This window comes from Mycolicibacterium fluoranthenivorans (genome assembly GCF_011758805.1).
GTDB classification, from domain to species: Bacteria; Actinomycetota; Actinomycetes; order Mycobacteriales; family Mycobacteriaceae; genus Mycobacterium; species Mycobacterium fluoranthenivorans.
Genome location: NZ_JAANOW010000001.1, coordinates 12648 through 36644, shown reverse-complemented (window position 1 = coordinate 36644; position 23997 = coordinate 12648). Strand labels below are relative to the sequence as shown.

The 23997-nt window shown below is 68.5% G+C and carries 29 protein-coding genes; 11 read left to right on the top strand and 18 right to left on the bottom strand.

All coding sequences use genetic code 11. The annotated features are described in order from the left end of the window. Positions 1 to 4: 4 nt before the first annotated feature. From FHU31_RS00205 to FHU31_RS00190, 4 genes are read right to left on the bottom strand one after another with little or no spacing between them, the layout of a single operon-like run. Positions 5 to 508: a copper resistance CopC family protein gene (locus tag FHU31_RS00205; RefSeq protein WP_167154416.1), complete on the bottom strand. Its 504-nt coding sequence runs from the start codon at positions 506 to 508 to the stop codon at positions 5 to 7. Continuing rightward, the gene (locus FHU31_RS00200) at positions 505 to 1173 is read right to left on the bottom strand and encodes a YcnI family copper-binding membrane protein (RefSeq protein WP_167154413.1); all 669 of its coding nucleotides are present in this window, start codon (positions 1171 to 1173) and stop codon (positions 505 to 507) included. The genes FHU31_RS00205 and FHU31_RS00200 overlap by 4 nt, the downstream gene beginning before the upstream one ends. A gap of 41 nt (positions 1174 to 1214) precedes the next feature. Continuing rightward, entirely contained in the window at positions 1215 to 1724 is a 510-nt protein-coding gene (locus FHU31_RS00195) for a hypothetical protein (protein WP_167154410.1), read from the bottom strand. A 7-nt stretch (positions 1725 to 1731) separates the two neighbouring features. After that, a complete protein-coding gene (locus FHU31_RS00190) occupies positions 1732 to 2400 on the bottom strand; it encodes a DUF6474 family protein (protein WP_167154407.1) in 669 nt (222 codons plus the stop codon). Between the two features lie 187 nt (positions 2401 to 2587). Here FHU31_RS00190 and FHU31_RS00185 point away from each other — a divergent pair, with 187 nt between their 5' ends. The 3 genes from FHU31_RS00185 (at position 2588) to FHU31_RS00175 (ending at position 5484) form a co-directional block, all read left to right on the top strand. Further along, positions 2588 to 3751 (top strand): hypothetical protein, encoded by a 1164-nt coding sequence (locus FHU31_RS00185; protein ID WP_167154404.1) that lies wholly within the window; start codon positions 2588 to 2590, stop codon positions 3749 to 3751. 63 nt (positions 3752 to 3814) lie between these two features. Beyond that, positions 3815 to 4306, top strand: a complete 492-nt coding sequence (locus FHU31_RS00180) for an ImmA/IrrE family metallo-endopeptidase (RefSeq protein ID WP_090362230.1) — start codon at positions 3815 to 3817, stop codon at positions 4304 to 4306. Then, a complete protein-coding gene (locus FHU31_RS00175) occupies positions 4303 to 5484 on the top strand; it encodes a hypothetical protein (protein WP_167154400.1) in 1182 nt (393 codons plus the stop codon). Before FHU31_RS00180 ends, FHU31_RS00175 begins: the two co-directional genes overlap by 4 nt. Before the next feature lie 52 nt (positions 5485 to 5536). On the opposite strand, the gene FHU31_RS00170 is transcribed toward FHU31_RS00175, so the two are convergent. The 5 genes from FHU31_RS00170 to FHU31_RS00150 form a co-directional block, all read right to left on the bottom strand. Then, positions 5537 to 5935 (bottom strand): helix-turn-helix domain-containing protein, encoded by a 399-nt coding sequence (locus tag FHU31_RS00170; protein WP_090362012.1) that lies wholly within the window; start codon positions 5933 to 5935, stop codon positions 5537 to 5539. Between the two features lie 435 nt (positions 5936 to 6370). Next, a complete protein-coding gene (locus tag FHU31_RS00165) occupies positions 6371 to 7087 on the bottom strand; it encodes a TMEM165/GDT1 family protein (RefSeq protein WP_167154397.1) in 717 nt (238 codons plus the stop codon). A 253-nt stretch (positions 7088 to 7340) separates the two neighbouring features. Then, positions 7341 to 7874 carry a peptidase gene (locus FHU31_RS00160; RefSeq protein WP_167154394.1) on the bottom strand — a complete coding sequence of 178 codons (534 nt, stop codon included), beginning with the start codon at positions 7872 to 7874 and terminating at the stop codon, positions 7341 to 7343. A gap of 177 nt (positions 7875 to 8051) precedes the next feature. After that, entirely contained in the window at positions 8052 to 8675 is a 624-nt protein-coding gene (locus tag FHU31_RS00155; RefSeq protein WP_090362005.1) for a superoxide dismutase, read from the bottom strand. A 167-nt stretch (positions 8676 to 8842) separates the two neighbouring features. After that, a complete protein-coding gene (locus FHU31_RS00150) occupies positions 8843 to 8998 on the bottom strand; it encodes a hypothetical protein (protein ID WP_167154391.1) in 156 nt (51 codons plus the stop codon). A gap of 434 nt (positions 8999 to 9432) precedes the next feature. On the opposite strand from FHU31_RS00150, the gene FHU31_RS00145 reads away from it, so the two are divergent. Genes FHU31_RS00145 through FHU31_RS00135 form a run of 3 tightly spaced genes read left to right on the top strand, consistent with a single transcriptional unit; the run spans position 9433 to position 11743 of the window. Beyond that, positions 9433 to 9786 (top strand): rhodanese-like domain-containing protein, encoded by a 354-nt coding sequence (locus FHU31_RS00145; protein ID WP_167154388.1) that lies wholly within the window; start codon positions 9433 to 9435, stop codon positions 9784 to 9786. 21 nt (positions 9787 to 9807) lie between these two features. Continuing rightward, complete coding sequence (locus FHU31_RS00140; protein WP_167154385.1) at positions 9808 to 10872, top strand: DUF4328 domain-containing protein; 1065 nt, start codon at positions 9808 to 9810, stop codon at positions 10870 to 10872. Positions 10873 to 10876: 4 nt separating this feature from the next. Beyond that, entirely contained in the window at positions 10877 to 11743 is an 867-nt protein-coding gene (locus tag FHU31_RS00135; RefSeq protein ID WP_208410096.1) for a glycerophosphodiester phosphodiesterase, read from the top strand. Position 11744: 1 nt separating this feature from the next. On the opposite strand, the gene FHU31_RS00130 is transcribed toward FHU31_RS00135, so the two are convergent. The 4 genes from FHU31_RS00130 to FHU31_RS00110 form a co-directional block, all read right to left on the bottom strand. Beyond that, entirely contained in the window at positions 11745 to 12290 is a 546-nt protein-coding gene (locus FHU31_RS00130) for a ferritin (RefSeq protein ID WP_167154382.1), read from the bottom strand. 138 nt (positions 12291 to 12428) lie between these two features. Continuing rightward, complete coding sequence (locus tag FHU31_RS00125; protein WP_409371193.1) at positions 12429 to 13652, bottom strand: LCP family protein; 1224 nt, start codon at positions 13650 to 13652, stop codon at positions 12429 to 12431. Positions 13653 to 13683: 31 nt separating this feature from the next. Then, positions 13684 to 14451, bottom strand: a complete 768-nt coding sequence (locus FHU31_RS00115; RefSeq protein ID WP_167154373.1) for a CPBP family intramembrane glutamic endopeptidase — start codon at positions 14449 to 14451, stop codon at positions 13684 to 13686. Between the two features lie 31 nt (positions 14452 to 14482). Continuing rightward, positions 14483 to 15274, bottom strand: a complete 792-nt coding sequence (locus FHU31_RS00110) for a DUF2470 domain-containing protein (RefSeq protein ID WP_167154369.1) — start codon at positions 15272 to 15274, stop codon at positions 14483 to 14485. A 115-nt stretch (positions 15275 to 15389) separates the two neighbouring features. Here FHU31_RS00110 and pheA point away from each other — a divergent pair, with 115 nt between their 5' ends. Continuing rightward, the gene (gene pheA / locus FHU31_RS00105) at positions 15390 to 16322 is read left to right on the top strand and encodes a prephenate dehydratase (protein WP_167154366.1); all 933 of its coding nucleotides are present in this window, start codon (positions 15390 to 15392) and stop codon (positions 16320 to 16322) included. Further along, on the top strand, positions 16319 to 16990 hold the full coding sequence (locus FHU31_RS00100; RefSeq protein WP_167154364.1) for a histidine phosphatase family protein: 672 nt from the start codon (positions 16319 to 16321) through the stop codon (positions 16988 to 16990). Before pheA ends, FHU31_RS00100 begins: the two co-directional genes overlap by 4 nt. Here the strand turns inward: FHU31_RS00100 and FHU31_RS00095 are convergent. The 3 genes from FHU31_RS00095 to FHU31_RS00085 form a co-directional block, all read right to left on the bottom strand. Continuing rightward, on the bottom strand, positions 16942 to 17193 hold the full coding sequence (locus FHU31_RS00095; protein WP_167154361.1) for a hypothetical protein: 252 nt from the start codon (positions 17191 to 17193) through the stop codon (positions 16942 to 16944). The two genes, FHU31_RS00100 and FHU31_RS00095, sit on opposite strands and share 49 nt — an antisense overlap. Positions 17194 to 17263: 70 nt before the next feature. After that, on the bottom strand, positions 17264 to 17614 hold the full coding sequence (locus FHU31_RS00090) for a metallopeptidase family protein (RefSeq protein ID WP_167154358.1): 351 nt from the start codon (positions 17612 to 17614) through the stop codon (positions 17264 to 17266). Between the two features lie 7 nt (positions 17615 to 17621). Further along, on the bottom strand, positions 17622 to 19064 hold the full coding sequence (locus FHU31_RS00085) for a septum formation family protein (RefSeq protein WP_409371201.1): 1443 nt from the start codon (positions 19062 to 19064) through the stop codon (positions 17622 to 17624). Positions 19065 to 19169: 105 nt separating this feature from the next. Here FHU31_RS00085 and serS point away from each other — a divergent pair, with 105 nt between their 5' ends. Beyond that, positions 19170 to 20423, top strand: a complete 1254-nt coding sequence (gene serS / locus FHU31_RS00080; protein WP_167154353.1) for a serine--tRNA ligase — start codon at positions 19170 to 19172, stop codon at positions 20421 to 20423. Then, a complete protein-coding gene (locus tag FHU31_RS00075; RefSeq protein WP_167154350.1) occupies positions 20420 to 21229 on the top strand; it encodes a DUF5718 family protein in 810 nt (269 codons plus the stop codon). The genes serS and FHU31_RS00075 overlap by 4 nt, the downstream gene beginning before the upstream one ends. Here the strand turns inward: FHU31_RS00075 and FHU31_RS00070 are convergent. Both FHU31_RS00070 and FHU31_RS00065 read right to left on the bottom strand, forming a co-directional pair. Continuing rightward, positions 21226 to 21564 (bottom strand): hypothetical protein, encoded by a 339-nt coding sequence (locus tag FHU31_RS00070; protein WP_167154347.1) that lies wholly within the window; start codon positions 21562 to 21564, stop codon positions 21226 to 21228. The two genes, FHU31_RS00075 and FHU31_RS00070, sit on opposite strands and share 4 nt — an antisense overlap. Beyond that, positions 21561 to 23105: an MBL fold metallo-hydrolase gene (locus FHU31_RS00065; RefSeq protein ID WP_167154343.1), complete on the bottom strand. Its 1545-nt coding sequence runs from the start codon at positions 23103 to 23105 to the stop codon at positions 21561 to 21563. Before FHU31_RS00065 ends, FHU31_RS00070 begins: the two co-directional genes overlap by 4 nt. Before the next feature lie 118 nt (positions 23106 to 23223). Here FHU31_RS00065 and FHU31_RS00060 point away from each other — a divergent pair, with 118 nt between their 5' ends. After that, a complete protein-coding gene (locus tag FHU31_RS00060) occupies positions 23224 to 23994 on the top strand; it encodes a lysophospholipid acyltransferase family protein (RefSeq protein WP_090361967.1) in 771 nt (256 codons plus the stop codon). Positions 23995 to 23997 lie beyond the last annotated feature (3 nt).

The window sequence follows — 23997 nt, the reverse complement described above, 5'->3', positions numbered from 1 at the left end:
CGCCTCACGTCTGCCGGCGCCGGCTCCACCACACGCCCGCGCCCACGATCGCCACGGCGAGGACGGCGAAGGGCCAGACGGGGATCTCCCCATCCGCGGCTGCCGGTGCGGCGACGGGTGGGCCCGGGGTGCCGGCACCCGCCACGGAGAGCCGGAACGACCATGAGCCGTTCACCACGTGCCCGTCGGCGGAGGTCACCCGGTAGTTGGCGGTGTAGATGCCGGCCGGGCCGAGCGGTCGCAGATCGACCTGAACCGCCGGGCCCTGCACCCTGGCCTCGCCCGTCGACCACAGATTGCCGTCCGGTCCGACCAGCGTCATCGAGGCGAACGCCGTCTGGAGCTGCTCGTTGAACGTGGCGGTGATCCGGGCCGGTCCTTCGGTGAGCACGGCATCGGGGGCCGGGTCGCTGGATACCCGCACCGCGTGCGCCGAGGCCACGCCGGCTCCGGCCAGCGCGGCCATCGCGAGGACAGCGCCGAGCGCGGCCAGCAGGCGCAGTCTCATGCCCGTCGTCGCCCGATGAGCGCGGTGGCCACGGCGACCGCGGCCAAGGCCAAGGCGCCGCCGGCCAGCCAGCGTGCGCCGTTGTCGGCCCGGCTGACCGGTTGCGCGTCCACCGCGGGCGCCGCCGCCACCGTGGGGGGCGCCGGCGTGTGGGCGGGCTCGGGCTCGCCCGTCAGGAACAACTCCGGCGCGGGGTACTCGGGTTCCCCGCCGCCGGGCAGCGGGGCCTGATCCCAGTGCACGACGGTCCCGTCGGAATAGGTCTGGGTGGCGGGGAAGCTGACCGTGTCCTGTTTGGGCAGGGTCACCGAGATCTTGAACAATCCGAACTGATCGGGTGCGATGCCGACCGTGGGTGCGGCCGTCCAGGTGACCGACCGGACCGTGCCTGCCGCGGTGTCGCGGTCCAGGCGTGCGGTCCAGCCGGGCATCAATTCGGTGCGGGCCGAGGCGACGTTCGGCAGGGTCACGCTGAATTCCGTTGTCAGGGCGCCTTTTTCGGACTCGCCGGGCACCCGGAAAGTGAGTACGGCGGAGTCGCCCGGATGGGCGTCGTCGGCGTCGACGTGGACGTGCGCGGATGCCGGTGCGGCGGTGATGAGCGCTGCGCCGGCCGCGGCCAGCGTGAGGAGGGCGCGCGCGGGCGCCCGGTGGGTGAATCGCATTCTGTTGTCGGCTTTCTGGGGTGCGGGTCGGGGGTCGGCGGTCAAGCCGGGACCGGCGGACCTCGATGCGATATCGATGACCGCAACAACGAAACCGAGTGCAGCGGTTGGCCCTCGGCGCGATAGGTCAAGGTGGTAGGCGCCACGGGTAGCGATACCGGGCCTGCGATGGCCGCGACGGCGCGCGACAGTGCGGCGCACAGCCGTTCACCCGCCCCGATCAGAAGTGCCCCCGCCAGCACCGCGGCGAGGTGAGCGGCCAGCATCGTCAGGGGGTGCGCCCAGGCGTGCGGGTGATCCCCGACGCCGAGCAGGTGATGGCCGAGCGCCTGACCGGCCGCCAGCACCGTCAGCAGGGGCCAGAAGCCCCTGCGGGCGGTGGACGCCACCGCTCCCACCGCACCGGCCAGGACCAGGAGCTGGGCGGTTGCCGCGCCCGCGGGGAACATGCCGGACGCGGCTCCGTGCGCGGCCAGGGCCAAGGCCGCCGTCAGCGCCCCGACGGCACCACCGCGCAGAAGCGCAGGGCGACGGGGTGATGCGGCGGTCATGGGTGTCTCAGCCGAGTCCGAGGCGCGCCAGAAGGTCGGCGTCGACACCGTCGAGTTGGGCGGCGATGGCGGCGTGTGCCGCGCGGCGGCGCTCCGAAGGCATGTTCTCGGCGGCGGTGACCGCGGCGGACAGGTCGGTCAGCCGGTCGGTGATCGCCGTGACGAACTGTTTGGTCTCGGCGTCCTTGGGCTTCTTGGCGGCCACCTGCCGCAGCGTCTGCTCGGCACCGGCGATCCGCGCTGACAGGGCCGCACCGTGCCCGGAGAACTGGCCGAGCTGGCTCAGCGGAACGCCAAGGCGATCGGCGCGGCGCTGGTCGATCAAGCCCCGTGCGGTCACCGCGACGCGATAGGCCAGCGGCACGAGAATCGGCGCGAGCAGGCGTGACACCGTCAATGTCCGGCGAATCCTGCTGGGTGAGAGCAACTTGCCCTCACGGGCGGCCTTGAGCTGCGTTTCAGCAACTTTGAGTGCTGTGCGATCGCTGTCTCGTTGGGCCTTGATCTGGGACTTGAGCGCCCGGGACTGCTCCTTGCGATCGGCTTTGACGCGGCGGGCGTCGTTCTTGGCCGCGAGTTTGGCCTCCAGCTTGGCCTTTGTCTTGATGGAGCGCTTGATGGCGCGGGCCTCAGCCCGGCGGATCGCCCGGCTCTTGCGTCGCGTGAACAGGCCCATCGGCGTTGCCTCCCAATATCTCATCGACTACCGCGGTCGCAGGACGGCAGTGTGGCCAACACTATCGCCCGTAACATGCATCGGCCGCCGGTGTCCTCTGGTGGTAGCACATTTGGTCTCTCAGCAAACAATTTGACCCCGGTGTGCGACAATCGGGTAAATTTCTGCCGCCACACAGTGCGGTGCCGTGAGGGGTGGTGACGACGTGGTGTCGCGGGTGCGAGTCGCGGCGGCAGCCTGTCTGATGGTTTCCGGCCTGTTCGTCGGTGGTGCCGGCGGCGCACTGGCGTTTGCCAACCCGGACGAAACCGATGGTGCAGGCGGTGCGGGGACGACCGGCGGCACCATCGGCGACGCCCCCTCGGACGCGGCGGGGCCGACTGCCGTCGACGGCACGGGGAGCAGTCGTCCCGACCGGCCCGGGCGGCACCCGCAGCCCCCCCGGGTGGTCATCGGGAACGGCCGGGACGCGGCGCCCTCGGATGCTGGGGAAAGCACCAGAGGCGGCACTTCCAGCAAACAATCCGAGACCGTCGATCGCGGCCCGGGCGGCGCGTCTTCGGGAGCCGCCGGCGAACGAAACACCGGAGCGGGTGCGTCGCCTCCGGCGCTCCCGCCGGTCACCGCCCAGCCGCCCCTGGGCTCCACCTTGCCGTCGACGGTCGCGGATCCGCCGGACCCTGGGCTGGATCCCGAGAACCCGGACGATCCCGAGGACCCGGACGATCCGGACGATTGCGATGAGAACGGCCACCACTGCCTGCCCTGGTGGTGGCCCAAACCGGTCGTGGTCTCCCCGGGTAACGGGAACGGCGGGGTCGGCAGCGGGGCCCCGAAACCGCCGTCCGGACGTCCGTCGCGGCCCCCGGTGATGCGACTGCCCGCACCGGCCCCCCAGTGGACCCCCAACGGTGAAGTTCCGGTGGTGCCCGCCCTTCCCGATGTGGTCGATATCTTGCCTGGGTTGGCCGCCGGCGTGCCGCTGCCACCGGTGTCGGTGCCACAGATCGTCGTGCCACCGGCGGCGGGCGGTGGCGGCGGCGGAGCGGCGGCCGGGGGATCCGGAGCCCCGCCCCCTGCCGCGCCGCGGGCCCCGAGCGCTCCGCGCTCTCCCTCAGAACCACCGCGGTCACCGATTCAGGCCGTCGACAATCCTGTGGTGCCGGCCTCCTACCGGGTGGGATACGGCGAATACCTGCGCACAGCCGGCACCTCGCAGGTGGTTGCGGTTGCCGCTCCCGGTTTCGCGGGGATCATGTTGCTGACGGGAGCGGGTGGGATCATTGGGTACCGCCAGGCCCGGTCGGCGCTCGCCTCGCGATCGGCCCGGTCGGCGCGGTTCACGAGTTGACCGGAAGTGCTCGCCTACGCGGCGCTGCACCGCCATAGTGGAAAGTACCGGAAGGAGGTCGAAATGCCTGCTAGTCGCAGTGTGACCAGGGCTGTCAGTGCCGTACTGGATCTTGCCCCGCGGAAGGGAGAGGTGTCCCTGCCACGGTTGGTCGAGGCAGTCAGTGCCGACCGCGGCCGCCCGATCGAACTGAAGATGGCGGATCTGCCGGCCGGTGTCTGTGGACAATGGCGTCAGTACGCTGACCACGACGTGTTTCTGATCCAAAAAGGGTTGCCTGCCTGGGACCGCACCCTGGCCCACGAGCTCGGCCACCTCGTGCTGGGGCATGACGGCATCTCCGTGGTGGAGGCGGCCCGCGGAACCATGGAACTGGCCGGATCTGACCTCATCGGCTACATGCTCAACCAGCGGACCGGTTGCATGGGACCTGCCGGCGAGGACGCCGAGCAGGAGGCGGAGGATTTCGCCGCACTGCTGATCTACCGTCTCGGCCGGCTGCCGTCCGATCGATCGTCGATTGTGCAGGTGCGGCTCGGAGAGGCATTTGGTTGATCGTCTGGGTGATCGCCGGTCTCCTCGGACTGGCGACCGGCTTGCGTATCGGATGGGCTCTGGTCAACAAGCAATCCCTGGTCAGCAGCGCCATGATCCTGGCGCTGGGCAGTCTGGGCACCGTCGCGGCCCTGAACTGGCAGCCGCTGACCCTGCTGATCGACACGGCGTTGCACTGGCCCAATATCGCCGTCGCGCTCAGCCAGGTGGCGCTGATCTCCTGTGCGGCGGGCAGCTGCGTCATGATCACCACGGTGGCCTCGGACCGTAAGCCGGTGACGATCCGGCGGATTGCCATCGCGCAGTACCTGGTGGCGCTCGCCATCGCGGTGGGCACGATGGTCGGGTTCTTCGTCTCGGGGCAGGAGCCGGAGATGGCGCCGCAGGAGTACCTGCGCCGCAACCTGGGCTCGGCGGGCGGCTGGTCGGCGTGGCTGCTGCCGATGCTCTACGTGTTGTTGGCGCTGACGCTGGTGGCATGGGCGGGTGTACGGCACTCCAACCGCACCCGGCGCGGGCGCGCGCTGTTCGTGTTCAGCATCGGAATCGTGCTGATCATCCTGGCCAGTGCCTTCTTCCTGCTCCGGGCCCTCGGTAACACCGACCTGCTCGGGGTCGGATCTGCGGCGACGCTGCTCGGGTGCGCCATGCTGGTGGTCGCAGGCGGATCCCTGTTGCCGAGTATCGAGGACTGGTTCGGAGCCCGACGTGAACTGCGCACGGTTTCGCCACTGCTGGCCGAGCTCAGTGCCCGGCACCCGGATGTGGGTATCGGTGTGCGCCCGCGGGGGCCCCTGCTGTTCCGGGTGGCCGAACAGATGTCCCTGATCTCCGACTCGCTGTATCTGGAAGCCACCGCGGCCGAGACCGTCCGCCGGCGCGTCCAGGCCCACGGATCGGCGGCGCGGCAGCTGGCTGACGACCACGACGACGATCCCGACGAATTCGTGGACATCGCCGAGCTGGAGGGTCCGCCGGTGCCGGCCACCGAACAAGCCAGGGGCATCGCGCAGTGGATCTACGACGGGCGCGGTGCAGACCGTGACGCCGCCAACCGGGAGTTTCCCGGGCTCAACTGGCTGCGTCAGCCTCCGACGTTCTCGGATCGGGAGTGGATTCTGGCGATCGCCGAGCAGTACTGCGACCTCGAACGCACACACGGTGCCACCGCGCGTTAGACGCGCGATGACACCGTGTGGTGACGTTCTCGTGGACCGGGCCGCAGCCGGGTCAGCTGTCGAGGTTCTCCTTGCGGCGCAGCTCGTCGGCCTTGAGGGCGAGATCCTGCTGCGACTCGGGGGAGAGCCCGACGGTGCGGGCGGCGATGCGGCGCACACCTTCGTCGCGCATGTTGGCCAGCCAGCTCAGCTCTTTGTCGAGCTTCTCGTAGTACTCGTCATCGGTGAAGTACGCCGGCTTGATCCGGAAGAAGTTGGCCAGCGCGGCCATCGTCGTGACCGAGGGATTCGTGCGGTTGCCCGAACGAAGCTGCGACAGGTAAGGAGCCGACATCGTGACGCCTTCAGCCTTCAACGCGCCGATGACCTCAGCAGATGTGTGCGGACCGCGCCCTGGCGGGTAAACCGTCTCGAACAACCGGTTTAGCCGGGCGGCGAACGTCTTGCTCATCTACTTTCCTCCACATAACTCACGAGCGGTGCACGTTAGTCTCGTATTTGCTGATCATCGTAGCGAGACTTATCGCCACAACCAAGTGCAAACCACTGAAAAGTCTCAACCCACTCGCGCAGCATACTCCGCGGGGCCCCCCAGCAGCATCTCAGGGAGTTTTGAAAACCCAGGACCGCCGGTCCGGCGAACGAAAAAATGACGTATGCGTTGTTTTGCCCGTATCGGCACACCGGGACGGATTGTCACAGCTTGCCCATGGTGTGCGCCCAGCCGGGAGTGCTACCCGCAGCAAAGCGGGAACTCGGATTTGCTGTGCGCGCTGGCGAAATATGGTTAGCCCCCTGCGTAGGTCGGCTTATGGCCACGTGAATATGCGGGCGCCACGGCCGATCTCGGAGGCGATCGGGGCGAGGGGCAGTAGCCAGTAGTCGTTCAGTGGCGTTCGGGCGACGAATCCAGTGGCGCGGAGCCGCTTTCGGCAGCGGAAACCACGCGTGTGCGCCGGTAGCGCACCGCCGCGGTACCGATGGCCGTGACCGCCACGGTGCCGGTGACCGCGACCGCCAGCCAGCGCAGGCCGAGCGCGTTGTCGAACAGCAGCCAGAAGCCGAACAGGGCGAAGATCACCGCAGCCATGCCGTGCAGGAAGCGCTCGGGCAGCCGTCGGTGCAGCAGTGCGCCCGCCGCGATCGCGACACCGTCGGCGGCCACCATCCCGATGGTGGCCCCGATCCACACGCCGGCCCAGTTGTGGTCGCTGGCCAGCGCCACCGTCGCCAGCATCGTCTTGTCGCCGAGTTCGGCGAGCACGAAGGAGGAGACGACGGCGAACACGATGAACCGCGGCTCGGCGACCCGGACTTCCTGGGTGTCGTCGTCTTTGGCACGGCTGTCGCGCCAGGTCCACGCGGCGAACAGGAGGAAGGCGATGGCTGCCGCGAACGCGATAGGCCGTTGCGGCAGGGTCAGGCCCAGGAAGTGGCCGATGGTGACGGAGAGACCGTGCACCAGGAAGGCGGCGATGCCGACGCCGGAGAGCACCACCCACCAGCGGTGCCGCAACGCGTAGGTCATGGTGATCAATTGGGACTTGTCACCCAGTTCGGCGACGAACACCACCCCGAGACTGACGAGTGCGGCACTGAGCACGACGACGACCTTTCGACACGGCGCCGGCGGGCTGCGTGCAGCTGCACCGGACATTCGGTCGAAGGTCTCGCCCACCACCCCTGCAAGCTCAGGTGCGGTTCGCCGGCCGGGCTTTCGCCAGTATGTCGACACGGCGATTGGGGGCTACTCCCCTTCGCTGATGCCACCGACGATAACCGCCCGCGGGTGACCGCGCCAGCTCGGCAGCCGAGTTCGGGTGCCCGCACTTTATTCCGACGGCGTGCGAAAAGCCTTATGCGGCAAGCAGCATCGCCAGGATCGCAGTATCCGGATGGCTGATCGGGTCGACTCCCACGCGGCTGATCATCGACGTGATGGTCCCGTCGGACTCCGCTTCCACCCAGGCGGCCCGGTGCTCCAGGCCGAGGTGTGGCAGACCCGGCAGCAGCACGCAACCCGAAGCCGCACCGGTGCATTCGGGCAGTGATGGAGTGGTTTCCGACGGCGGGTGCAGCATCAACAGGGCCGGCGGCTGACGGGAGGCGAAAAAGCCAGGGGGAACGGCAGATTCACCGACCACTGGCCCCTCGGCGAGTACCAGGCCGACCGTACCCGGTGCGGGCTCGTCCGGAAGCTCCTCGCGGACACCGAAAATTGTTGTAGTGGAGAGTAATCCGGGCAACGATGCAACCCGGACGGCAACCATCAGCAGCTGCGCCCACTCTTTGGTCGAGTCGGGCCAACGGCCGGACACCACGAATCCTTTGAGGGAACCACCGGTGTGGAACGGGGCAATCTCCACCGCTTGTTGGGGTCCGGTATCCATCTGGCCTCCCGACAGTGCTGGAACGCTGGCGACACTGCTGTGGGTCGATCCGGACAGAATGAGGCAGGAAGTGGCTAGCACGCAAGAGGACACGAGTGCCAGAGGCGAACCGGTACGCAACGCAAGGGACCCCGCACGCTCGTCGCGTGCGGGGTCCCGTGGGGGGTGCGGGGCAGCTCAGCCGAAGATGAGGCCGCCGGTCTTGGTGGTCGCCTTGGCGAACCGGTCCTGCACGTCGGCCCAGTTGACGACGTTCCAGAACGCGGTCACATAGTCGGCCTTCACGTTCTTGTACTGCAGGTAGTACGCGTGCTCCCACATGTCGACCTGGAGCAGCGGGATGATGCCCAGCGGCACGTTGGCCTGCTGGTCGTACAGCTGGAAGGTCAGCAGGCGGTCGCCCAGGCTGTCGTAGCCCAGCACGGCCCAGCCCGAGCCCTGCAGGCCGTTGGCCGCCGCGGTGAACTGCGCGCGGAACTTGTCGAACGAACCGAACTGGTCGTCGATCGCCTGCGCGAGCTCGCCGGTGGGCTTGTCGCCACCGTTGGGGGAGAGGTTCTTCCACCAGATGCTGTGGTTGACGTGACCGCCGAGGTGGAACGCCAGGTTCTTCTCGTTCAGGAAGATGGCCGACTGATCGTCCTTGGCGCGGGCTTCCTCGAGCTTGGACAGCGCGTCGTTCAGACCTTTGACGTAGGTCGCATGGTGCTTGCTGTGGTGGATCTCGTTGATCTGTCCGGAAATGTGGGGTTCCAGGGCGCTGTAGTCGTAGTCAAGCTCTGGGAGGGTGTATTCAGCCACTGGCTTCCTTCCTAGTCATGTGATCCGTCTGGATCGGCGGTGGAGTTCGGCATCGGATATGGCAGGCGTATCGCGACAACAAGCTCAGAGTCCATCCTTGCCTCATGACGGCTGGCACCGCAAGGACGTGTGCCGTCAGCGCACACGGGGAATAAGAGCGGCCGCGGTCAGGTCAATACGATGAGTGCGAGGACTGCGAGAAGGACCAGCGCGATCACGCCGGCGCGCAGACAGGCCATGGCCTGGTTGCCGTACATCCGTGCCGGGCCCTGCCAGTCGGACGGGGGCACGGCTGCCCCGTGGCCCAGTGGGTGCGCTGCCATCACAAGCTCCTGACCTGCACGATCGAAATATCCCCCAGTGAGATCTGTCACACAGCTGTTGTGACCGTGATCATAAGCCTTGTTCCGCCACGGGCGAAATCGGCACCCGTGTTTGAGATTGTGCCCCGAGGGGAATGATCACGCTGATCTGAACCCGGCCTAATTGACCGGACGTGAAAGTTAGCTCAGCGATCTTTTTCGCTCAGCTCACGCCCGCCCTTGTTGATCGCGGCGTGTTTCGGGCTCAGGTTATCCACAGCCGATCGGCGGATTCGCACGCATTCGGGGGTTCTGTGGCACCCAGTGCCTGTGGATGAACCTGTGGAAACTGTGGATAGCCCGTTCATTGCTGGCTCGAGGCAGCCACATGTCGGCATGGAACCGTATGACCCACTGCCAGGCACGCCCCGACGGACCGGCGAGAATGTGTGCTCATGTCTGACATCGACGTGGCGCATGCCGACGTGACCGACGTTCCGCTGACGTTCGACGATTCTGTGGTCCTGCTCGATGTCCGCGAGGACGACGAGTGGCAGCGCGGACATGTCGCCGGCGCGCAGCACATCCCGATGGGCGACGTCCCGGCCCGGATCGACGAGATCGACCGGGACGCGACGCTCTACGTGATGTGCCATGCCGGCGGCCGCTCGCTGCGCGTTGCCCAGTATCTGGCCCGCAACGGATTCGAACCCATCAACGTGACCGGCGGGATGCTGGCGTGGGCACAGGCCGGCCGGCCGGTGACGGCGCCGGAGGGGCCGGACGGCGGTTCCGTCGGCACGGTCTGAGCACGCCGTAGGCTGGTCGGCGTGATTCAGGTCTGCGCTCAGTGCGGGACGCGGTGGAACGTCCGTGACCGCCAGCGGGTCTGGTGCCCGCGATGCCGAGGCACCCTGCTGGCGCCCGGTGCGCTGCCGTCGGCGCCGCCGCCGCAAGGTCCTCCGGATCGGCGGTGGGGCGCCCCGGCAGCTGCCTCAAACCGGCCGCAGCCCGGTCCACTCCCACAGGGTTTCAAATGGATCGCGGTGCGCCCCGGTGCGGCGCCGCCACCCCGGCAGCCCCGCCGGCCCCTGGGGCCCACTCCGCGTTACGCGAGCATTCCGCGCTGGAGCCTGTACGACCCGGCCGGCGAGCACACCGTCGACACCACGACCGGTGCCGGGGCCCGCAGTGGGCCGTCGGCCACGATGGTCCGCGCCACCCTCATCACCGCCATGGCCCTCCTGGGCTTCGCGGTGCTGATGCACATCGCGCGATACGCCCTGCTGTTGATCAACCGCACGGTGCTGCTGAACCCCCTACTCGCGGCGGTGGTGACCTGGGGCGGGGTGGTGGCCAGCGTGCTGGCGGCATTCGCGATGGTGGTGACGGCGGTGGTGCTCACCAATTGGCTCATCGCCCGCCGGGCCGCGGTGTTCGCGCACCACGGCCGCGACGATCCGCGGTCGAAGTGGCAGCTGTGGGCGGGATGTCTGATCCCGCTGGTCAACCTGATCTGGGCGCCGGTCTACCTCATCGAACTCGCCCGCGCCGAGGGCCGTACCGGCCTGCGGATCACCGCATGGTGGATTGCGTGGGTGCTCAGCACGGTGGTGTCGGTGTTCTCGATCGCCACCAGTTTCGCCAGCGACGCCCAGGGCATCGCGAACAACACGGTCACCACCACGATCGCCTATCTACTGGCGCTCGCGACGGTGGTGCTGGTGCTGGAGGTCTTCCAGGGCTTCGAGCGCAGGCCCGTCGATCGCCCGGTCAAGCGCTGGGTGATGGTCGCGACGGTGCCCGGCGCGGGCCGATCCGAAGAGGAACCCGAAGAGGAATCCGCCGAATCCGCGCCAGCGGTTGAGGCCGAAGACCAAAACCCGGCAGCATAGCCGTATGACCGCGGGCGACGCCGGCGCCACTGGGCCGGCCGGATCGGAACCGATATCGGCCTCCCCGGCCGTGCGCGACCCCTTCGTCGTCGCGCACCGGGGTGCCTCCGCCGAACGTCCGGAGCACACCATCGCCGCGTATCAGCTGGCATTGCAAGAAGGTGCCGATGGCGTCGAGTGCGATGTCCGGCTGACCAGGGACGGGCACCTGGTGTGCGTGCATGACCGCCGGGTCGACCGCACCTCCGACGGAACCGGTCTGGTCAGCGAGATGACGCTGGCCCAGTTGCGGGAGCTGGACTACGGTTCCTGGCACGCCGGCTGGCGTGCGAGCGGTGCGTCCGGCGATACCGGGTTGCTGACGCTGGACGCCTTGCTCACGCTGGTGCTGGACTGGAAGCGGCCGGTGAAGATCTTCATCGAGACCAAACACCCGGTGCGCTACGGCGCCCTTGTCGAGAGCAAGGTGCTGGCGCTGCTGCACCGGTACGGGATCGCCGCGCCGCCGTCAGCGGATCTGGCCCGCGCCGTGGTCATGTCGTTCTCGGCGGCGGCGGTGTGGCGGATCCGTCGTGCGGCGCCGATGCTGCCCACCGTGCTGTTGGGCGAGACGTCGCGCTATCTGGGCGGCAGTGCGGCCACCACGGTGGGTGCCACGGCGGTGGGGCCGTCCATCGCCACTCTGCGGGACCACCCCGAACTGGTGGACCGCGCGGCCGCGCAGGGCCGCGCGCTGTACTGCTGGACCGTCGACCATTACGAGGATGTCCGGTACTGCCGTGACGTCGGGGTCGGCTGGGTTGCCACCAACCACCCCGGCCGCACCAAGGACTGGCTGCAAAACGGGTTGACCGGGGTGGGGCGGGACTAGATCAGAGACTTCCGCCGGCGGCCTTGGGGGCGCTCGGGTCGGTGCCGCCGCGGGTGAGTTCGCGGGCGACGAAGTCCTCCAGGTGGAACAGGTTGGCGCCGGCGCGTTCGGCGATGCGGACCAGCGACGAGACGGTGGCGACCTCCTCGATCTGCTCCTTCAGGAACCACTGCATGAACTGTTCGCCGAGGTAATCGCCCTCTTCGCGGGCGACGCTGGCCAGTCGGGTGATCTGCTCGGTGACCGTGCGCTCCTGCTCGAGGGCCAACCGCAGCGCCTGGGCCGGGGTGTCGAAGGAGTTCTGCACCGCGTCGACGCCCGGGATCTCGACGTCCAGGTCGCGGTCGAGCAGGTACTGCACCAGCATCATCGCGTGGTTGCGCTCTTCCACGGACTGGGCATAGAAGTGCGCGGCGAGCTGAGGCAGGTCGGATCCGTCGCAGTACACGGCAACGGCGATGTATTGCTGCGACGCGGTGAATTCGCTGCGGATCTGCTCCCGCAGGAGGGTGTTGAATTTGGTGTCGAGTGGGGTCGCGTCGTTCATGGGAACGACAATAGTGCAGGTCAGAGGGCTTGTCAGCAAAGGTGACCCTTATTCAGGTTAGCGTTTCCTAACTGGAGTGACTCCAGTTAGGGGGGTCGATCGATAACCGAAAAAGTTTGCTGAGGCCGTCTGGGGCGTTCACTCAACCGTGTTGAGAACGTCCGCGGGGACCGGGGTGTCGGCGGCGAGTGCGGCGAACAGCCGGCCGGCCGCCTCGTGGTCCCAGATCACCACCGAGCCCGAGTCGCTGTTGGTGAAGTCGCCGATGGGCACCGTCGTGGTCACGGTATCCCCGTGCAGCGCCCAGCCCAGCCGGGCGAGATCCCAGACATGGCCGCCCTGATCCACGGTGAGTGCCCCGCCGACGGCGTGCCCCATCGGGTACCAGCGCAGTGGGTTGAGCAATACCGCCGGGCTGGCCGCCCGATGCAGCAGGGCCGACATGAAGGCGCGCTGGTGCAGCATCCGGTCCAGGTCGGCGCGGGGCGTGGCCCGGGTACGGACGAAGCCGAGCGCGCTGCGGCCGTCGAGCTCCTGGCAGCCCGCGGGGAGATCGATACCGGCCAGTGGGTCGCTGATCGGCTCGGTCGGGCACATGGTCACCCCGCCGACGGCGTCGACGAGTTCGGCGAATCCGTCGAAGCCCACCTCGGCGTAGTGATCCAGGTGCAGCCCGGTGGCCTGTTCCACGGTCTGGGTCAACAGCGGTGCGCCGCCGATCGCGAATGCGGCGTTGATCTTGTCCTGGCCGTGGCCGGGGATGTCGACATAGGAGTCGCGAGGTAGCGACACCATGGTGGTGGGCACGCCGGACGCCCACCCGCCGATGTGGACCAGCAGGATCGTGTCGGTTCTGCCGTTGCCGATATCGCCGCCCGTCGCGAGCTCGGCCTGTTGCTCCGGGGACAGATTCTGGCGGCTGTCGGAACCCACCAGCAGCCAGGTGACGCCCTTGCCGGCGCTCGGCCGGTCCGGGTAATCCGTCAGTGCGGGAATCCGGTGCAGCGTGGTGTCGAACCAGGCCGCACCGCCGACGCCGGCGGCCAGCACGGTCAGTATCAGCGCCATGAGAAGTGCGGCGGCCCGCCGGAACCGGCCGCGGCGGCGTGGCCGGGCCGGCGGCGGCGGCGGTGCGGTCTGCCTCTTGGCTGAGGGCGGTGGCGGTGGCGCCGGACGACGGACCGGCGGCGGTGGGGGTGTCGGCCGCCGGGGTGCCGGTGGTGGCGGTGTCGGCGGAGCGGGAGGCCAGGCGGGCGGCGGCCGATGGCCGGGGTCGCGGCGGATGACCTGAGACGGCTCGCGCCGGGGTGGCCGCGGCCTCGGCGGCAGCGGTTCCGGTCCGGGCGGCCGGTCGTCGTTCACCACTGCGAATGTACGGGTCGCGGCCGCATATTCAGCCCAGCCAGCTCAAGTGGCCGGCGGCCAGTGAGTAGCCGACGAACGCCACCGTGTCGATCAAGCCGTGCGCGACGATCAGCGGCCACAGCCTGCCGGTGCGCATCCAGACGTAACCGAACACGAGCCCCATCACCACATTGCCCAGCCCGGCGCTGTAGCCCTGGTACAGGTGATACGTCCCGCGTAGGACGGCGGAGACGGCCAGCGCCGCCATGGGGTTGACCTGAAGCTGACGCAACCTGGTGATCAGGAAGGCGACCACGATGATCTCTTCGGCCCAGCCGTTGGCGAATGCGAGCGCCAGCAGTACGGGGATGCGCCACCACGTGTCGTAGAGCTGGGCGGGTTCGACGGCGGCGCTCAGGCCCAGCGCCCGTGCGGCGACATACAACCCGAGCCCCGGCAGCCCGATGAGCGCGGCCAGGGCCAGGCCGCCGGTCACGTCGGGATGCCAGCGGATCCGGCCGAGCCCGATGCTTCTCGGCCCGAAGCCGCTGCGCCACAGCAGGTACAGGCCCAGCGCGCCCCAGGCGAGCAGCTGGAAGACACCGGCCATGTTGAGGCCGAAGTCGATCAGGTCGAAGGGGGACCGGCGCTGGTTCAGCGCGACATGGCGGCCGGACAGGCCGAGCAGGACCGCTTCGATGAGATCGAGCAGCGCGGTGTAGGCGCTCAGGCCGAAGGTGACCGCAAGGACGACGAGGACCTCGATGCGCAGCGTGCGCCGGGGAAGTTCGGCCGCTGGGTCCAGTCCTGAGGTCACCGCAGACACGGTAACCGTCGCGGCGGTGTGCTCAGATTCGGCGCGCGCGTAGCCCGTTGAGGAACGGGCAGCCCATCAGCACGCGGATGGCCTGGCTCAGCCCGGTGACGTCGTCGACCGGTTTGGCGAACGGCAGCCGCACATCGTGGTCACCGGACTCGTCCTCGACGCGCAGCTGGACGCCGTAGCGGTCCAGGCCCAGGGGCCGGACCCGGCCGCTGCGCAGGGTCATCGGCAGGCGCGCCGACAGGCGTTCCACGACATCGCGGTGCGCCGACTCCAGGTGGCGCAGCCAGCCCGACTCCAGGCCGCAGAACGGGTCGGGCAGTGCCTCCAGCAAGGCGCCCACACCCACCGACTCGGCGCCGGTCGAGTCGGCGACCACCACGGATTCGATCTCCAGGCGAACCAGCGCGTACGCGGTCTCGTATCCCGCGGAGCCTTCGGTGTTCACCTGCAGCAGAGCGGGATTGGGGTGTTCGGTGGCGACTAGATCGAGCACGCCCGGGATCTCGCCGGCGGGCACGGTGAACAACCGGCCGCGGATCCACACCAGCGAGCGCACCGGTTCGCGGAGCGGCAGCGGCGCGTAATCGGTCATTTCCAGCACGGCCTGCAGGCCGCCCGCGCCGGCGGACACCAGCGAGCCGGCCAGCGGGCCATCGGTGGGGATGGTGACCGCGAACGAGCCGTCGGCGAGCAAGTGGTGCACGGGAGTGGCGACCGGTTCGAGCCCGTCGACCGCCAGCATCGCGCCGCCGGCCCGGGCGCAGGCGCTGCGGATCCGCTCTGCCGTTGTCGGTGCCGCCACCACAGTCGTCATCTGACCGCCTTCCGATTAGTGAGGTAAGCCTTACTTAACTATACGACTGAGGGCGGCGCAAGGTTTTCCTCTCGGCGTACCTGAGCCGCCGCGGTGAGCCACTAGGGTTGGAGCCGTGCCGCGCATCGCCTATCTCGGACCGGAGGGAACGTTCACCGAGGCGGCATTGCTGCAGATGGCGGCCGGTGCGCTGGTCCCCGGCGGTGGTGGCGATTTCACGCCGGTGCCGTGTGACAGCCCGCCCGCAGCGCTGGAAGCCGTCCGCGCCGGCGCGGCGTCCTATGCCTGCGTGCCCATCGAGAACTCCATCGAAGGGTCGGTGCTGCCCTCCCTCGACGCCCTCGCCACCGGATCGGCGCTGCAGATCTACGCCGAGCACACCCTCGACGTCGCGTTCAGCATCGTGGCCCGGGCGGGTGTGGCCGCCCCTGATGTCGCCACCATCGCGGCCTTCCCGGTCGCGGCCGCCCAGGTTCGGCGGTGGCTGGCCGCCGAACTGCCGCAGGCGGTGGTGGTTCCCACCCAATCCAATGCCGCGGCCGCCGCGGATGTCGCCGACGGCCGCGCGGACGCCGGGGTCAGCACGGCGCTGGCCGCGCAGCGTTACGGGCTGTCGGTGCTCGCCGCCGGTGTGGTCGACGAGCCGAACGCCCGGACCCGGTTCGTGCTGGCCGGCCCGCCCGGGCCGCCGCCCGCCCGCACCGGCGCCGATCGCACCTCGGTGGTGCTGAGCCTGGACAACGAACCCGGCGCGCTGGTGGCCGCCATGACCGAGTTCGCGATTCGCGGGATCGACCTCACCCGCATCGAATCACGGCCCACCCGAACGGAATTGGGTACCTACAAGTTCTTCCTCGATTGTGTCGGGCATATCGCCGATGACGCCGTCGCCGAGGCGCTCAAGGCGCTGTATCGGCGCTGCGTCGATGTCCGGTATCTGGGTTCCTGGCCGACCGGCGCCGCGGTCGGGGCGAACCCGCCGGGATCGGAGAAGGCACGCGAGGCGACCCGGTGGTTGACGGCACTTCGACGGGGGGAGCGATCGTGAGCGGGCGGCTGGTTCTGGTGCGGCACGGGCAGTCGTTCGGCAATGTCGAAAGACGCCTCGACACCCGCCCACCCGGTGCCGCGCTCACCGAACTCGGCCACGAACAGGCGCAGACGTTCACCCGCGACTGGAGCCACCCCGTCGGCCTGGTCGGCCATTCGGTGGCCACCCGGGCCAGGGAGACGGCCGGACACATCGGGGCCGGCCTGACCCTGACACCACACGAGTTCGACGATATCTACGAGGTCCAGGTCGGCGACCTGGAAGACCGCAACGACGAGGCCGCCGTCGCGCAGTTCGACGCGATCTACGAACGCTGGCAGCTGGGCGATATCGACGCGGCCATGCCCGGCGGGGAGAGTGGCAGACAGGTTCTTCAGCGCGTCGTCCCCGTGCTCACCAGGCTGCGGATGCGGCACCTCGACGACCACGACTGGCAGCACGACATCGTGGTGGTCAGCCACGGCGCGGCGATCCGGTTGGTGGCTGCGGTGCTGGCCGGTGTCGACGGGAAGTTCGCCCTCGATCACCATCTGGCCAACACCGAGAGCGTGGTGCTCAGCCCGATCACCGACGGCCGGTGGAGTTGCGTCCAGTGGGGCGCGCTCAGCCCGCCGTTCTACGCGGAGCGCACCCGCGAGGACCCGGTGCCCGACCCGATGGGCTGATCCGCGGCGCAACCGCACCCGAGGACTGCGCAGTCGATGGTCAGGGTGTGCGCGATCTCCGGGACGCCGCAGTCGTCGGTGCATTCGGCCCGCTGACCGATGTGCAGGATCACCGTGCCGTGGCAGTGTGCGAGACCGCCCGCGCACTCCCGGCATTCAGCACTCGTGCGCGATTCCGCCTTCGGCTCCTCGCTGATGCTCATGACCCGTTCTTAGCACTGCACACCGACATCGGTGGGTTCCCACGCGGGATGATCGCCCGTCGTTTCGTCGTCAGGCCCAGCCCAATTCGTGCAGCCGGTCGTCGTCGATACCGAAGTGGTGGGCCAACTCGTGGACCAGGGTGATCGCCACCTCTTCCACCACCTCCTGCTCGGACTCGCACATCTGCAGCAGGGCGTCGCGGTAGATGGTGATGGTGTCCGGCAGATAGCCGCCGTAGGACGAGTCGCGTTCGGTCAGTGCGACACCCTCGTAGAGGCCCAGCAGATCGGGCTCCTCGGGATGGTGACCCTCCACCAGGAAGACCACGTTGTCGGCGGCGGCGGCCAGCTCCGGCGGGATGAGGTCCAGTGCATCCGACACCAGTTCGTCGAACCGTTTCCGGTTCATCTGTACCGGCATCGCGCGATTACTGCACCGGTGCGGGCGGCAGCACCGGCTCTGCCGGGCCGGGAGCCGGACCCGCCGGGGCGGGTGCGGCGGGCGCGTCCGCGGGGGGCGGCGGACCGTCCAGTGGCGGACCAGCCGGTACCGGCTGGTCACCGACCTGGTCGGGAGGCGGCGGACCGTTGAGGAAGGTGTTCCCCGGCGGCACCGGCGCGGCCGTCGACGGCTGAGTGCTCTGGGTGGCGGGCGTCTGGCTCGCCTGGCCGGGCAGGTGCTGGTTGGACTGGGTCTGCTGGGTCGACTGCGTCTGCTGCGAGGACTGGCTGGAGTCAGACGATCCCGAGTACTGGTTCTGGGACAGGTCGATCGGCGGCAGCGGGATGGCCGGCATGTTCAGCCGCTCGTCGGGGATGTCCGGCGGCGGGACCGGGGGCCGGCCGTTGATCATCAGGGCGCCCTTGGCGCTGTTGAGCAGCGTGGACCAGCCGCCGTTGCCCAGCGTGGTGCCGATACTGCAGGACACCTGGTGGCTGCCCGCCAGCCAGCTGGGCAGCGAGATGGTGCTGTAGACCAGGGTCAGCGTGGTGGTGCGCAGTTTCAGCGGCGCCAGGTAGTCATCGGTGACCTTGGCGCAGGTGTCCTTGACGTAGGAGTCCTGTTCCTGGTCGGGCGGGACGCCGGCGGGGTACTTCTCGGCGAGGTTCACCGCGCCGGTGACCTCGAGGGCGTGTGGGCTCGCGCAGTCGACCGGTACATCGGTCGGCTGGTTGGTGGCGGGGTCGATGCCCAGGCAGGTTCCGGCCGGCCACACCTTGGACTGGTCCACCGCGGCGACCTTGCCCTGGAAGGCCTGCTGCTGATTGTCGGCGCCGGGCAACTGCAGGCCGCACAGCATCCGGCGTTCGCCGTTCTGCCGCCATGCCTTCTCCCCGGACCAGAGCAGGCTGACCGCGAACCGGCCGTTCGGGTCGTACTTGTCGCCCAGGTAGCGCTGGACGGCGCTCTGGCACTGTTCCTGGCTGATCTGCTGGATACGGGCCGGCGACGGCGGCGCGGCGTTGGGGCCGTACTCGGTGCCGGGGAAGGCCTTCAGGTCGACTGCCTCGGCGACCTCGAACCGGTGCTCGGTGGTGCAGTCGACGATCTTGGCGGCATCGGGTACCCGGTCGGGCCAGTTCAGGCAGGCGCCGCTGGAGGCGTGGTCGAATGTGCTGTTGACGCGGGACAGTCCACCGGCGCCCGAGCTCAGGCCGGCCAGCCGGCCACCGGCCGCGGTGTCGGGCAGGACGGTGATGACACCGGCGATCATGAGTCCGCCGAGGGCGGTCAGGAGCAGGGCGCGCCGCGTCGGGGTGAGCTGCGCATCCCGCAACCAACCCAGGCGTCGCTGCGGCTGGGTCGGCTCAGCCGTCCCGTCGGGCAGGAACGGCTCCGGGTGTTCGGGTGCGTCCAACATCGGCTCTATTGTGACAGGCGTGTCACGGGCTGTGACAAGTGATGCAGTTGTAAAGTTATGTGGTTGTGGCATGCTGCCCCGGCCGGCGCCGTGCGGCACAGTAGGGTTGCTGCCGTGATCGACCTCAAGCTGCTGCGTGACGAACCCGACCGGGTACGCGCGTCACAACGAGCCCGTGGCGAGGATCCGGGCCTGGTGGACGCCCTGCTGGAAGCGGATACCGCCCGCCGTTCCGCCATCTCTGCCGCGGACAACCTGCGCGCCGAACAGAAGGCGGCGAGCAAGTCGGTGGGCCAGGCCTCCCCGGAGGAACGCCCCGCTCTGCTGGCGCGGGCGAAGGAACTCGCCGAGGCCGTCAAGTCCGCCGAAGCCGCCCAGGCCGACGCCGAGGCCGTCTTCACCGCCGCCCATCTGGCCGTCGCCAACGTCATCGTCGACGGCGTGCCCGCCGGCGGTGAGGACAATTTCGTCGTGCTGGACGTGGTGGGTGAGCCGGGTTCCCTGTCGGATCCCAAGGATCATCTGGAACTCGGTGAGGCGCTGGGTCTGATCGACATGGAGCGCGGCGCCAAGGTGTCGGGATCGCGCTTCTACTTCCTGACCGGTCAGGGTGCACTGCTGCAGCTCGGCCTGCTGCAGCTCGCCGTCAAGCTGGCGACCGCCAACGGTTTCACCCTGATGATCCCGCCGGTGCTGGTGCGTCCGGAGGTGATGGCAGGCACCGGATTCCTCGGTTCCCATGCCGACGAGATCTACCGGCTCGAGGAAGACGACCTGTACCTGGTGGGCACCTCCGAGGTGCCGCTGGCGGGCTATCACGCCGACGAGATCCTGGACCTGTCCGACGGCCCGAAGCGTTATGCCGGGTGGTCGTCGTGCTTCCGCCGCGAGGCGGGGAGTTACGGCAAGGACACCCGGGGCATCATCCGCGTGCACCAGTTCGACAAGGTCGAGGCATTCGTCTACTGCAAGCCGCAGGACGCCGAGGCCGAACACCAGCGGCTGCTGGGCTGGCAGCGCGAGATGCTGGCCGCCATCGAGGTGCCCTACCGTGTGATCGACGTCGCCGCAGGCGATCTCGGCTCATCGGCTGCGCGCAAGTACGACTGCGAGGCCTGGGTGCCCACTCAGGGGACCTACCGCGAACTCACCTCCACCTCGAACTGCTCGACGTTCCAGGCCCGCCGGTTGTCCACCCGCTACCGCGACGACGACGGCAAGCCGCAGATCGCCGCGACACTCAACGGCACCCTGGCGACCACCCGCTGGCTGGTCGCCATCCTGGAGAACCATCAGCAGCCCGACGGCAGTGTGCGGGTGCCCGCCGCGCTGGTGCCCTATCTCGGTACGGAGGTCCTGACACCATGATCGAACTCGACGACGCGGAGCTGCGGAACTGGTTCGGCTTCGGAGTGGCGGGCAATTTCGCCGGACACCTCGAACAAGCCGGGGAGGCAGCGGATTTCGTCAACGTCAAGTCCGAGGGCCCAGCCCCCAAGGGCATCTTTCCCTGGTACGCACCGGGATACGACGGCTTCCTGGGCGAGTTCCCGCTGTCGCACGACACGATCGTGTTGCCGGCCAGTGAGACCCCGCTGAACCTCCAGATCGAACCCGAGGTCGGACTGGCGTGTGAGGTGCGCTGGCAGGGTGACACCGTCACCTCGCTCGTGCCGTTCGCGCTCGGCGCGTTCAACGACTGCTCGATCCGGCGGCCCAACGCGCCGAAGATCAGCCACAAGAAGAACTGGGGCCCGGCGTCCAAAGGCGTGGCGCGCGAGTTCTTCGATATCAGCGACCTCACCCCGGACGGCCCGACCGCGACGTTGCGGTTGGTGTGCTACCTCAATACCGCCGACGGACAAGAACATGAGTACGGGGTGGACAGCCCGCTGCTGGGCTATTCCTACTACGGCGAAGTGCTGCTGGACTGGATCACCGAACGGCTGGCCAACCAGAAGGGTTCGCCGGACACCCCACTGGAGGACGTCGGCGCCCTGATGGTCGCGTCGGGTCACCCCGACCGGGTGCTCATCGGGATCGGTGCGACGCGCTACACCGCGCTGGGTGAGTCGACCTTCCTCAAGCCCGGCGACGAGGCGGTGGTCCGGGTGTATGACACCACTTCGGATGAGTTCTCCGAACTGCGGCAAAAGGTTTCGGGCAGCAGCTAGTCGCGGCCGAGCAGTTCGTCCAGCACCGCCAGGAACTCCTTGGCCCGCAACGGCGTGAACGCGGGGCTCGGCCGGGTGCCGGGCACGTCGAGCACCACCAGGGTGGACTTGATGGGCCGCCACACGTCCAGGGGGAGCCAGCGGCGCGGGTCGTCCGACGGCCCCCAGATTCGGAACCGGTCGAACGCCAGCCCCATGGTCTCGGCTTTGTAACCCCGGATCGACTGCAGCGGAATGATCTTCGATGTACCCGACGGGAAGTGATAGCGGCGCAGCGTCAGAGCCTGGCGATCCAGCTGGATCAGCCCGTCGTCATACGACACCGCCGTCGTCATGACCGTCTCGCACTCCTGAGCTGGTGGCCCTTGGCCGTCAGGCAGCGGCCGTTCTCCAGGTTCCACTGCCAGCCGTGCAGGTTGCAGGTCAGCGTGGAGCCTTCCACCACGCCGAATTTCGACAGGTCGGCCTTGAGGTGCGGACACCGGCGCTGGATCTCCCAGCCGTCCAGCGTGGTCGAGGCGCTGTCGTCGTGGGCTTCGGCGAACCAGCCGTCTGCATAGGCGATCCGCTCATCGGTGAGGCACTTGAAGAACGTGTAGAGGTACTCGTTGTATCCGCCGACCCGCCAGGCTTTGAACCGGGTGGACAGGAAGATGGTGTTCACCCAGTCGGGTTCGTGATCGCGGACCACGGTACGCACCAACTGGGCCGGTATCTCGAAACCGTAGCGGAACTTCTCGTCCGGAACAGGCTCGCGCACAGCGCGTTTGGGGAAGTCGAGAACGATGGTCTCCGGCCCCAGGCGCAGTTCGACGGGGTATCCGATACCGTCGCAGATCTGATCGGACTGGATCATGATCGGTTCGAACAGCGCACGCAGCGGCTCCAGCAGCGACTCGCCCTCGGCCGGTGCCCACCCCGCCTTCTCGGCGGCCAGCACGGGCGCCATCCGTTGCGCGTAGTCCTCGATATAGGCGGCCTTACCGGTGGTGAAGATGCTCTCCGGATCGTCCACCGGATGCGTCAGCGAATCCAGTTGGGAGCCGGTGAAATCCGCTACGGAACCGGGGATCATCAGCAGTCCGCCGTCGTGTCCGTGGCTGCGCATCTGGTCCAGGAACACGATCTGATCCGGGAAGATGTTGGCCGGGTCGCCGTGATCGTCGTTGAGATCCCGCAATTCCGGATCCAGGAAACAGGGTGGCCCTGCCGAGGGCACCACCCAGGTCGCCCCGACCTGGGCGATGTACTGGCGGCAACGGTCCATCTGGCGCTGCCGCTTCTGGATGCCGAACGCCTCCTTGGCCCGGGCCGGCATGTCGTAGACCATCGGGTACCAGATGGCGCCGGAGTACTGCAGCATGTGCACGTCGATATGACCGAACTGGGCCAGGACGTCCAACTCCACCGGCCGGGCGTCGTTCATGTTGAAAACCGTCGTGACGCCGTCCGACACCACCAGGCCCGAGTCCCCGATCGGGCCGTCGGCGGGGGCCCGCAGCGCGATGATCATCACGTCCAGGTCACCCTTGGGGCCGGTCACGGTGTGCTTCACCGAATCGGTGGTCTCGACGAAGGTGTGGAAACCGAGGGCCTCCAGTTCGCGGCGCAGATCCGGCACCGGGAAGTCGGGCAACAGCACCACCGCGTCCTTGTTGACGTGGTCGCGCAGGTTGACCGGGTCGAAATGGTCTTTGTGCAGGTGGCTGACGTAGAGGTAGTCGCAGTCCCCGAGCGCGTCCCAGTCCAGGGCGCTGTTGTCGGGGAACGGGAACCAGGAGGCGAAGTACGCCGGATTGACCCAGGGGTCGCACAAGATGCTGCCTGCTGCCGTGTCAAGCCGGAAGCCCGCGTGCCCCACGTTTGTGACCTGCACAAATACCCTTTCGCATGGTTGCCGTCGTGCCATATCAGGGTAACCGGCGCAGCGCGGCCCGCGCGCCAGAGACCACGGCGCATGAACGCCGGTGGCGACCGGCACTAGGCTGTCCAGTGTGGAGCCGGTATACGGAACTGTCATCCAAGCCGCCCGCCTCATCTGGCGGTTGCAGGGCCTGAAGTTCACCGTGACCGGGGTCGAACACCTCCCGGTGACCGGCGGCGCGGTCATCGCGATCAACCACACCAGCTATTTCGATTTCACCTTCGCCGGGTTGCCCGCCTACCTGCAGCACCGCGGCCGCAAGGTCCGGTTCATGGCCAAGAAGGAAGTCTTCGACTCCAAGGTCAGCGGCCCGATCATGCGCAGCCTGCGCCATATCGAGGTGGACCGGGACAGCGGTGCCGACTCGTTCACCGCCGCCTGCCAGGCCCTCAAGGCCGGCGAACTGGTCGGGGTGTATCCCGAGGCCACCATCAGCCGCAGTTTCGAGATCAAGGACTTCAAGTCGGGCGCCGCCCGGATGGCCATCGCGGCGGACGTGCCGATCATCCCGCATATCGTCTGGGGTGCTCAGCGCATCTGGACCAAGGGGCACCCGAAGAAGATGTGGCGGCCCAAGGTGCCCATCACCGTGGCTGTCGGTGAACCCATCTACCCGACATTGCCGGCCGCCGAGCTGACCGCTCTGCTGCACTCCCGGATGCAGCATCTGCTGGAGCGGGTGCAGGACTCCTACGGAGAGCATCCGGCCGGAGAGTTCTGGGTGCCGCACCGTCTCGGTGGCGGCGCGCCGACGCTGGCCGAGGCCAACCGGATGGATGCCGAAGAGGCAGCGGAGAAGGCGGCCCGACGGGCCCAGCGCGCCGGCGAGGCGCCGGAGTAGCGC

Excerpts from the sequence above, each read along its gene's own strand:
- FHU31_RS00160 (WP_167154394.1), bottom strand. The coding sequence starts at position 7,874 with ATGGATACCGGACCCCAACAAGCGGTGGAGATTGCCCCGTTCCACACC.
- FHU31_RS00130 (WP_167154382.1), bottom strand. The coding sequence starts at position 12,290 with ATGAACGACGCGACCCCACTCGACACCAAATTCAACACCCTCCTGCGG.
- FHU31_RS00110 (WP_167154369.1), bottom strand. The coding sequence starts at position 15,274 with ATGACGACTGTGGTGGCGGCACCGACAACGGCAGAGCGGATCCGCAGC.
- FHU31_RS00145 (WP_167154388.1), top strand. The coding sequence starts at position 9,433 with ATGTCTGACATCGACGTGGCGCATGCCGACGTGACCGACGTTCCGCTG.
- FHU31_RS00195 (WP_167154410.1), bottom strand. The coding sequence starts at position 1,724 with ATGACCGCCGCATCACCCCGTCGCCCTGCGCTTCTGCGCGGTGGTGCC.
- FHU31_RS00170 (WP_090362012.1), bottom strand. The coding sequence starts at position 5,935 with ATGAGCAAGACGTTCGCCGCCCGGCTAAACCGGTTGTTCGAGACGGTT.
- FHU31_RS00135 (WP_208410096.1), top strand. The coding sequence starts at position 10,877 with ATGACCGCGGGCGACGCCGGCGCCACTGGGCCGGCCGGATCGGAACCG.
- FHU31_RS00190 (WP_167154407.1), bottom strand. The coding sequence starts at position 2,400 with ATGGGCCTGTTCACGCGACGCAAGAGCCGGGCGATCCGCCGGGCTGAG.
- FHU31_RS00200 (WP_167154413.1), bottom strand. The coding sequence starts at position 1,173 with ATGCGATTCACCCACCGGGCGCCCGCGCGCGCCCTCCTCACGCTGGCC.
- FHU31_RS00075 (WP_167154350.1), top strand. The coding sequence starts at position 20,420 with ATGATCGAACTCGACGACGCGGAGCTGCGGAACTGGTTCGGCTTCGGA.
- FHU31_RS00095 (WP_167154361.1), bottom strand. The coding sequence starts at position 17,193 with ATGAGCATCAGCGAGGAGCCGAAGGCGGAATCGCGCACGAGTGCTGAA.
- FHU31_RS00205 (WP_167154416.1), bottom strand. The coding sequence starts at position 508 with ATGAGACTGCGCCTGCTGGCCGCGCTCGGCGCTGTCCTCGCGATGGCC.
- FHU31_RS00150 (WP_167154391.1), bottom strand. The coding sequence starts at position 8,998 with ATGGCAGCGCACCCACTGGGCCACGGGGCAGCCGTGCCCCCGTCCGAC.
- FHU31_RS00180 (WP_090362230.1), top strand. The coding sequence starts at position 3,815 with ATGCCTGCTAGTCGCAGTGTGACCAGGGCTGTCAGTGCCGTACTGGAT.
- FHU31_RS00070 (WP_167154347.1), bottom strand. The coding sequence starts at position 21,564 with ATGACGACGGCGGTGTCGTATGACGACGGGCTGATCCAGCTGGATCGC.
- FHU31_RS00090 (WP_167154358.1), bottom strand. The coding sequence starts at position 17,614 with ATGCCGGTACAGATGAACCGGAAACGGTTCGACGAACTGGTGTCGGAT.